Here is an 8,769-nt window from a genome sequence, read left to right as displayed (position 1 = left end):
GTCGGCCTTGGGCACCTGCTGGCCCGGGCTGTCCGACGGGCCTTCGCCGGGCGGGATGTGCGGCAGCTTGTGCGCGATGCCCTTGTGGCAGTCGATGCAGGTCTTCTCCTTGCTGGCCAGGTAGGTCGAGTGCATCGCCTGCGCCCGCGCGCTCTGGCGCGTGAAGTCCATCGACTCGTAGTTGTGGCAGTTGCGGCACTCCAGCGAATCGTTGGCCTTGAACCGCGCCCACTCGTGCTTGGCCAGTTCCAGGCGCTTCTCCTGGAACTTCTCCGGCGTGCTGATCGTGCCGAAGATCTTGCCCCACACCTCCTTGGAGGCCTGCATCTTGCGCGCGATCTTGTAGGTCCAGTCGTGCGGGACGTGGCAGTTCGAGCAGATCGCCCGCACGCCGGAGCGGTTGGTGTAGTGGATGGTGCTCTTGAGCTCGGCGTAGACGTTCTCGCGCATCTCGTGGCAGCCGGTGCAGAAGGCCTCGGTGTTGGTGATCTCCATCGCGGTGTTGAACGCGCCCCAGAACACGATGCCGCCGATGAAGCCGCCCAGCGTCAGGAAACCGAGGCTGAAGTGGACGCTGGGCCGCCGCAGCACGGACCAGGTGCGCTTCAGGAGCCGGAAGGTGGCTTGCAGCATGGCGTGCTCCCTGGCGTCACTTGCGGCCCGCGGGCGCCGGGGCGGCGTCCTTGCGGGTCGGCGGGTTGCGGGCCTCGCGCTGGATCAGCGCGTCGATGTCGACGAAGGTGTTGGGCACCACCAGCGGCGCGGCGTCCTGCGGCACGTGGCACTGCAGGCAGAAGTAGCGCCGCGTGGACACCTGGCCCAGCATGTGGCCGTCGCGGTCCATGTAGTGGGTGACGCTCACCGGCACCGCCTGCGACACCGCGGTCTTCGCGCGGGCGTGGCAGTCCAGGCACTTGTTGAAGTTCTTGTCGACCTGGTAGCCGTCGACCCGGTGCGGGATCGTCGGCGGCTGCATCGCGTAGTTGCGGGTGCGGCGCAGGTCGTCGTTGACCTGGTTGCCCAGCAGCGGCGGCTTGGTGGTCTCGGGGATCGGCGTAGGCCCGCGGGCGGCATCGTAGAAGGGCTGGCCCTTGGACGGCACGGCGGTCTGCGCCATCGCGGCCGCGCCGGCCAGCAGCAGCGCGCCCGCGCCCAGGCGCAGCGCGCGGCGGAAGAACAATCGCATCGAGGTCATCGCGTGTCCTCCTTCAGGCGATCTTGGTGATCTTGACCGCGCACTTCTTGAAGTCGGTCTGGAACGAGATCGGGTCGGTCGCGTCCAGCGTGACCTTGTTGATCAGCACGCTGGCGTCGAACCAGGGCACGAACACCAGGCCGCGCGGCGGCTTGTTGCGCCCGCGCGTCTCCAGCCGCACCTGCATCTTGCCGCGCCGCGACGCGATCTCCACCAGCGTCCCGCGCCGCGCGCCCAGCGCCTTGGCGTCGTCGGGATGCATGTAGCAGTAGGCGTTGGGCACCGCGCGATGCAGCTCCGGCACGCGCCGCGTCATCGAGCCCGAGTGCCAGTGCTCCAGCACCCGGCCGGTGGACAGCCAGAACGGATAGTCCTTGTCCGGCGACTCGGGCGGCGGCTCGTAGGGCAGGGCGTAGATGTTGGCCTTGCCGTCCGGGTTGCCGTAGAACTGCCAGCCGGTGCCGGCCTTGACGTAGGGATCCTCGCCCTCGCGGTAGCGCCAGCGCGTCTCCTTGCCGTTGACCACCGGCCAGCGCAGGCCGCGCGCCTTGTGGTACTCGTCGAACGGGGCCAGGTCGTGCCCGTGGCCGCGGCCGAAGGCGGCGTATTCCTCGAACAGGCCCTTCTGCAGGTAGAAGCCGAAGACCTGCGCCTCGTCGTTGGCGTAGGCCTTGTCGACATCCGCCAGCGGGAAGCGGTCGACGTTGCCGTTGCGGTACAGCACGTCGTAGAGCGTCTTGCCGCGCAGCGCGGGTTGCTTGTCGAGCAGCTCCTTGGGCCAGACCTCCTCGACCTTGAAGCGCTTGGAGAACTCCACCAACTGCCACAGGTCGGAGCGCGCGTCGCCCGGCGCCTTGACCAGCTGGTGCCAGAAGTGGGTGCGGCGCTCGGCGTTGCCGTAGGCGCCTTCCTTCTCGACCCACATCGCGCTGGGCAGGATCAGGTCGGCCGCGACCGCGGTCACCGTCGGGTAGGCGTCGGAGACGACGACGAAGTTGTCCGGGTTGCGATAGCCCGGATAGCCCTCGTTCATCAGGTTGGCGCCGGCCTGCATGTTGTTGTTGACCATCACCCAGTAGGCGTTGAGCACGCCGTCCTTGAGCGCGCGGTTCTGCGCCACCGCGTGGAAGCCCGGCTTGTCGGGAATCGTGCCCTCGGGGAGCTTCCAGATCTCCTCGGCATGGGCGCGGTGCTTGGGGTTGGTCACCACCATGTCCGCCGGCAGCCGGTGGGCGAAGGTGCCGACCTCGCGCGCCGTGCCGCAGGCCGAGGGCTGCCCGGTCAGCGAGAACGGGCTGTTGCCCGGCGTCGAGATCTTTCCGGTCAGCAGGTGGATGTTGTAGATGAGGTTGTTGGCCCAGGTGCCGCGGGTGTGCTGGTTGAAGCCCATCGTCCAGAAGGACATCACCTTGGTCTTCGGGTCGGCGTAGAGCTCGGCCAGCGCCAGCAGCCGGTTGCGGGGCACGCCGGTGAGCTCGGCGGTGTAGTCCAGGTCGTACTTGCTGACGAAGCGGGCGTACTCGTCGAAGCCGATCGGCTTGGCGCCGTTGGCGTCGCCGGCGTTCTTCGCGGCCTTCTGCAACGGGTGCTCGGGCCGCAGGCCGTAGCCGATGTCCGCGTTGCCGAGCTTGAAGTTGGCGTGCTTGTCGACGAACTCCTTGTTGACGCGGTTCGTCGCGATGATGTGGTGGGCGATGTAGTTGAGGATCGCCAGGTCGGTCTGCGGCTTGAAGGTCAGCTCGATGTCGGCGAGCTCGTAGGAGCGGTGCTCGAAGGTCGACAGCACCGCGACCTTGACGTCCGGGCCGCTGAGGCGGCGGTCGGTGACGCGGGTCCACAGCACCGGGTGCATCTCGGCCATGTTCGAGCCCCAGAGCACGAACACGGTGGCGTTCTCGATGTCGTCGTAGCAGCCCATCGGCTCGTCCATGCCGAAGGTCCGCATGAAGCCGGTCACGGCCGAGGCCATGCAGTGGCGCGCGTTGGGGTCGATGTTGTTGCTGCGGAAACCGGCCTTCATCAGCTTGACCGCCGCGTAGCCCTCCCAGACCGTCCACTGGCCCGAGCCGAACATGCCCACCGCGCCCGGGCCCTTGGCCTTGAGCGTCTTCTTGAACTGCTCGGCCATGACATCGAACGCGCGGTCCCAACTGACGGGCTGGAACTCGCCGTCCTTGGCGTACTGGCCGTCCTTCATGCGCAGCAGCGGCGTGGTCAGCCGGTCGCCGCCGTACATGATCTTGGACAGGAAGTAGCCCTTGACGCAGTTCAGGCCGCGGTTCACCTCGGCCTCGGGGTCGCCCTGCGTGGCCACGACGCGGTTGTCCTTGACGGCGACCTGCACGTGGCAGCCGGTGCCGCAGAAGCGGCAGGGCGCCTTGGACCAGGTCAGCCTGGACGCCTCGGCGTAGGCCGAGCCGTCCTGCGCCAGCGCCTCGATGGGGATGCCCGCCACCGCGCCCGCCGCGACGGCGGCGGAGTGGCGGACGAAGTCACGACGTGTGCTCATGGGGGAATCCCTCCTTCTCGTTGACCGGAGCCGCCGGCGCGCGGGCGGACGCCTCGTCCGCCGGGTCCAGGGGCTCGATGTGCTGGTAGACCAGCGCGACGTTGATCACGCCGGGCAGTTGCTGGAGCTCGCCGACCTGGTCGACGATCTCGCCGGCGCTGGCGCCGTCGAGCGTGACGACCAGCTTGCCGCTGTCGGCGCGCCCGTGCAGCCGCGCCGCCGGCATCCGGGCGACGGCGGCGACCACGTCGTCGAGCAGGCGGGGCACCGCCTGCACCACCACGCTGGCGATGTGCATTTCAAGGGGCATGGCTGCCTTGTCGGTGATTGGGGGAGCGGCCAGGGACCCGCCGTTGGGCCGGGCCGCGGGATCAGGGAGGCGCCGCGGGAGCGGCGCCGGCGCGCTCAGCTGCCGGGCGGTCCCGCGAACATCTGGTAGATCCAGACGAGGAAGCCATAGCCGGCCACCGTGACCACCGCCAGCACGGGCGCGAGCACGACGGCGAGCAGGAGGAAGGTGCGGAGTTCTTCCGCGCGGGTCGACGGCGAGGCGTCGGGCGGTGGGATGGATGGCATGGAGCTACTCCCTTTCGGCCGCCGCGTGCGATTGGTATCTGTTTTGTTCGGGGGGCGACCCGTGGGTTTATATCGAGGGCCCCCGGATGCGTCAATGAACGCGCCCCCCTAGGTGACCAAAGGCAGGGCGGTCCGCCGGCATCGGCCGGATGGGGAGGGACAGGTGTTGCGGGAAGCATCTCGACGGCGATTCTTCGCCGCCAGGCGCGCCCGGGTGTTGACGCGCGTCAAGGGACGCGCAGCGACCGGGCGCCGTGCGGCCCTTGCACGCCGATGGCCGGGAACCGAATCCGGTCCGGGCTTAACGCTGCCGGACGCGGATGCGCAGCTCGCCCTGGAGCAGCAGGCCGTCCTCGTGCAGCAGCTGCAGCAGCGTGGGCTGCATGTGGCGCAGCTTGGCGGCGATGGCGGCGTTGTCCGCCACCAGCGTCCAGCCGTGCTCGTCGAGCGTGCCGGCCTGGACGAAGCGCTTCATCGCCCCGGGCAGCGCGACGCTGACCGCCGCCAGGTGGCGCTGTGACAGCGCCAGCTGCTGGCCCAGCCGGGCCAGCACGCCATGGCGCGACATCGCGCCGCCGAAGTCCAGCGGATCGGGCGTGTCGGACTTGACGCGGGGCGGCAGGTAGCGGGGCGGCATGGGGCGGCAGTGTAGTCCGGGCGCTGGAAAACCCGGGGTCGGACGCCGCCGCGGCCCCGGGGGCGCGGCCCCGGGGCGGCGGGACCCGGGTGCTAAACTCCGCCGGTTTTTTTCCGCGCGTTCGCTTGCAAACCGGGGCCAGGGCCCCACCTGCACCGGCCACGCGGCGCTGTCCTCGCCGGGCCGCCCACGAGGCAGCCCGCCGGGCGTCCGAGCCCGGTCCGACCGGGCCCACCCCCAAGAACTTCACAAAGCTGCATGTTGCCCAAGCTTTTGACCCAGATTTTCGGCAGTCGCAATGAGCGCCTGCTCAAGACGTATCGCAAGGTCGTCCAGCAGATCAACGCGCTGGAGCCGCAGTTCGAGGGGCTGAGCGACGACCAACTGCGCGCGAAGACCGAGGAGTTCAAGCAGCGCATCGCCCAGGGCGAGACCGTCGACGACATCCTGCCGGAAGCGTTCGCCGTCTGCCGCGAAGGCAGCAAGCGCATCCTCAAGATGCGCCACTTCGACGTGCAGCTGATCGGCGGCATGGTCCTGAACGCCGGCAAGATCGCTGAAATGCGCACCGGCGAGGGCAAGACGCTGATGGCCACGCTGCCGGTCTACCTGAATGCGCTGACCGGCAAGGGCGTGCACGTCGTGACGGTCAACGACTACCTGGCGCGCCGCGACGCCGAGTGGATGGGCCGCCTGTACCGCTTCCTGGGCCTGAGCGTGGGCATCAACTACGCGGGCCTGGCGCGGGACGAGAAGCAGGCCGCCTACGCCGCCGACGTCACCTACGGCACCAACAACGAATACGGCTTCGACCACCTGCGCGACAACATGGTCTACGAGGTCCGTGACCGCGTGCAGCGCGGGCTGGCCTACGCGATCGTGGACGAGGTGGACTCGATCCTGATCGACGAGGCGCGCACCCCGCTGATCATCTCCGGCCAGGCCGAGGACCACACCCAGCTGTACGTGGCGATCAACGCGGTCGCGCCCAAGCTCAAGCGCCAGATCGGCGAGCTCGATCCGCGCACCGGCGAGGGCGTGGTCGAGCCCGGCGACTTCACCGTCGACGAGAAGTCGCACCAGATCTACCTGACCGAGGACGGCCACGAGAACGCCGAGCGGCTGCTGTCGCAGGCCGGCCTGCTGACCGAGGGCGCGTCGCTGTACGACGCGGCCAACATCACGCTGATGCACCACCTGTACGCGTCGCTGCGCGCGCACCACGTGTATCACCGCGACACGCATTACGTCGTGCAGAACGACGAGGTCGTCATCGTCGACGAGTTCACCGGCCGCCTGATGACGGGCCGGCGCTGGAGCGACGGCCTGCACCAGGCCGTCGAGGCCAAGGAAGGCGTGCAGATCCAGGCCGAGAACCAGACGCTGGCCTCGGTCACCTTCCAGAACTACTTCCGCATGTACGGCAAGCTGTCGGGCATGACCGGCACGGCCGACACCGAGGCCTACGAGTTCCAGGAGATCTACGGCCTGGAGACCGTGGTGATCCCGCCGAACCGCCCGACGGTGCGCAAGGACGAGCTGGACCTGGTCTACAAGACGACCAAGGAGAAGTACGACGCCGTCACCCGCGACATCCGCGACTGCCATGAGCGCGGCCAGCCGGTGCTGGTGGGCACGACCTCGATCGAGAACTCCGAGAAGGTCGCCGAGCTGCTCAAGGCGGCGAAGCTGCCGCACCAGGTGCTCAACGCCAAGCAGCATGCGCGCGAGGCCGACATCATCACCCAGGCCGGCCGTCCGGGCGTGATCACGATCGCGACCAACATGGCCGGCCGCGGCACCGACATCGTGCTGGGCGGCAGCATCGAGAAGGACATCGTCGCCATCGAGGCCGACGAGTCGCTGTCCGAGGCCGACAAGCACGCCAAGGTCGCGGCGCTGAAGGCCGATTGGCAGCAGCTGCACGACCAGGTCAAGGCCGCCGGCGGCCTGCGCGTGATCTCCACCGAGCGCCACGAGAGCCGCCGCATCGACAACCAGCTGCGCGGCCGTTCGGGCCGCCAGGGCGACCCGGGCTCGTCGCGCTTCTACCTGTCGCTGGACGACCAGCTGATGCGCATCTTCGCCGGCGACCGCGTGCGCGCGATCATGGACCGGCTCAAGATGCCCGAGGGCGAGGCGATCGAGGCCGGCATCGTGACGCGCTCGATCGAGAGCGCGCAGCGCAAGGTCGAGGCCCGCAACTTCGACATCCGCAAGCAGCTGCTCGAGTACGACGACGTGTCGAACGACCAGCGCAAGGTCATCTACCAGCAGCGCAACGAGATCCTGGAGGCCGAGGAGCTGCTCGCGCAGATCTCGCACCTGCGCACCGGCACGCTGACCGACGTGGTGCGCGGCTTCGTGCCCGAGGAATCGCTCGAGGAGCAGTGGGACCTGCCGGCGCTGGAGCGCGTGCTGCGCGACGAGTGGAAGCTCGACGTGCCGCTGGGCGAGATGCTCAAGAAGAGCGAGACGCTGACCGACGAGGACATCCTCGACGCCGTGCTCAAGGCCGGCGACGTGGCGTTCCAGGACAAGCTGGACCGCGTCGGCCTGGAGCAGTTCATGCCGTTCATGCGCATGGTGCTGCTGCAGAGCATCGACCAGCACTGGCGCGAGCACCTGGCCTCGCTGGACTACCTGCGCCAGGGCATCCACCTGCGCGGCTACGCGCAGAAGAACCCGAAGCAGGAATACAAGCGCGAGGCCTTCGAGCTGTTCTCGCAGCTGCTGGACGCGGTGAAGCTGGAAGTGACCCGCGTGCTGCTGAACGTGCGCATCCAGTCGCAGGAGGAGGCCACCGCCGCCGCCGACGCGATCGAGCAGCGCGCCGAGAACGTCAGCAACGTGACCTACACGCATCCGAACGAGGATGGCTCGGTGTCGCAGGACGCGGCCCCGGTCGCCGGCGGCACGCAGGCCGTGCCGTCCGAGTGGGGCCACGTCGGCCGCAACGATCCCTGCCCGTGCGGCAGCGGCAAGAAGTTCAAGGCCTGCCACGGCAAGCTGGCCTGATCCGGCCGGACGCGAACCGAGCCGGTCCATCCCGGCCCGACCGCTGACGACGGCGCCCCTCGCGGGCGCCGTTGTCGTTTTCGCGTCGCCAGTTCCCCCTTGGGGCCAGTCCTTGCCCGGCCGCGCGCCCGAACGCCGTGCGGTTTCTCACGCGAGGCCCGAAAGCGGCCGCTTTTCCCCCCGTGCCGAGGGGGACACCGTACGGCCCCCGCTCTATAGAGTCCGCCGCATCGACCTGCTGTCGCGGGTCTCCGAGGTCTCCGGACCGACCGCACCGCCATGAAGCTCACGACCCGACTCCTCGCCGCCGCCGCGCTGGGCGCCGCCTCCCTCACCGCCGCGCTGGCCGCGCCGGTGACCGCGGCCCAATCCGTCGCGCTCCAGCAGGGCGCGACCGCCGACACCAAGACGGCGGGCTTCAGCATCGTGCACTCGGTGGCCGGCGAGTTCATCGACACCTTCACCTTCTCCGGCATCGACCGCTGGGGCATGGTCAACGCCAGCCTGACGACGATCGGCATGTCGGCGGCCTTCGACATCAACTTCGTCAGCGCGGTGATCAACGGGGCGACCTACAGCTTCAGCCGCACGAAGATGGGCAACTTCAACAACGCGCTGGAGATCGCGGCGCTGCCGGACGTGCGGCTGAGCGGCCCGCTGGTGCTGACGGTGCGCGGCTACGCCGGCCAGGGCCTGGCGGCCGGCACGGCGATCAGCGCGAGCTACTCCGGCACGGTCAACGTCACGCAGGTGCCGGAACCCGGCACGCTGGCCCTGGCGGTGCTGGCCCTGCTGGGCGGCGGCCTGATCCTGGCCCGGCGCCGTCCCGCGCTG

8 protein-coding genes are annotated in these 8,769 nt (G+C 69.2%); 2 read left to right on the top strand and 6 right to left on the bottom strand.

Annotated features, from left to right (window positions below; genetic code table 11):
- From N5D62_RS28005 to N5D62_RS27980, 6 genes are all read right to left on the bottom strand, one after another.
- Window positions 1-633 (bottom strand): cytochrome c3 family protein (locus N5D62_RS28005; protein WP_279761386.1); only part of this gene is annotated, 633 nt, incomplete at its 3' end.
- Between the two features lie 16 nt (window positions 634-649).
- Window positions 650-1,117, bottom strand: coding sequence for a nitrate reductase cytochrome c-type subunit (locus N5D62_RS28000; RefSeq protein ID WP_279761388.1), 468 nt, complete (start codon window positions 1,115-1,117; stop codon window positions 650-652).
- 91 nt (window positions 1,118-1,208) lie between these two features.
- A complete protein-coding gene (gene napA / locus N5D62_RS27995; RefSeq protein ID WP_279761384.1) occupies window positions 1,209-3,704 on the bottom strand; it encodes a periplasmic nitrate reductase subunit alpha in 2,496 nt (831 codons plus the stop codon).
- Window positions 3,688-4,014, bottom strand: a complete 327-nt coding sequence (locus N5D62_RS27990) for a chaperone NapD (protein ID WP_279761382.1) — start codon at window positions 4,012-4,014, stop codon at window positions 3,688-3,690. Before N5D62_RS27990 ends, napA begins: the two co-directional genes overlap by 17 nt.
- A gap of 95 nt (window positions 4,015-4,109) precedes the next feature.
- A complete protein-coding gene (gene napE / locus N5D62_RS27985; RefSeq protein WP_279761380.1) occupies window positions 4,110-4,280 on the bottom strand; it encodes a periplasmic nitrate reductase, NapE protein in 171 nt (56 codons plus the stop codon).
- Window positions 4,281-4,581: 301 nt separating this feature from the next.
- A complete protein-coding gene (locus tag N5D62_RS27980; RefSeq protein WP_279761378.1) occupies window positions 4,582-4,917 on the bottom strand; it encodes a hypothetical protein in 336 nt (111 codons plus the stop codon).
- Window positions 4,918-5,175: 258 nt separating this feature from the next.
- Between N5D62_RS27980 and secA the strand changes: the two genes are divergently transcribed.
- A complete protein-coding gene (secA, locus tag N5D62_RS27975) occupies window positions 5,176-7,935 on the top strand; it encodes a preprotein translocase subunit SecA (protein WP_279761376.1) in 2,760 nt (919 codons plus the stop codon).
- 279 nt (window positions 7,936-8,214) lie between these two features.
- Window positions 8,215-8,769: FxDxF family PEP-CTERM protein (locus N5D62_RS27970; RefSeq protein WP_279761375.1), on the top strand; the 555-nt coding region annotated here is incomplete at its 3' end.

The organism is Mitsuaria sp. GD03876 (genome assembly GCF_029840635.1).
Classification (GTDB): Bacteria; Pseudomonadota; Gammaproteobacteria; order Burkholderiales; family Burkholderiaceae_C; genus Roseateles.
The sequence above is the reverse complement of the archived record's forward strand: the minus strand, read 5'-3'. Positions and strand labels throughout refer to the sequence as shown.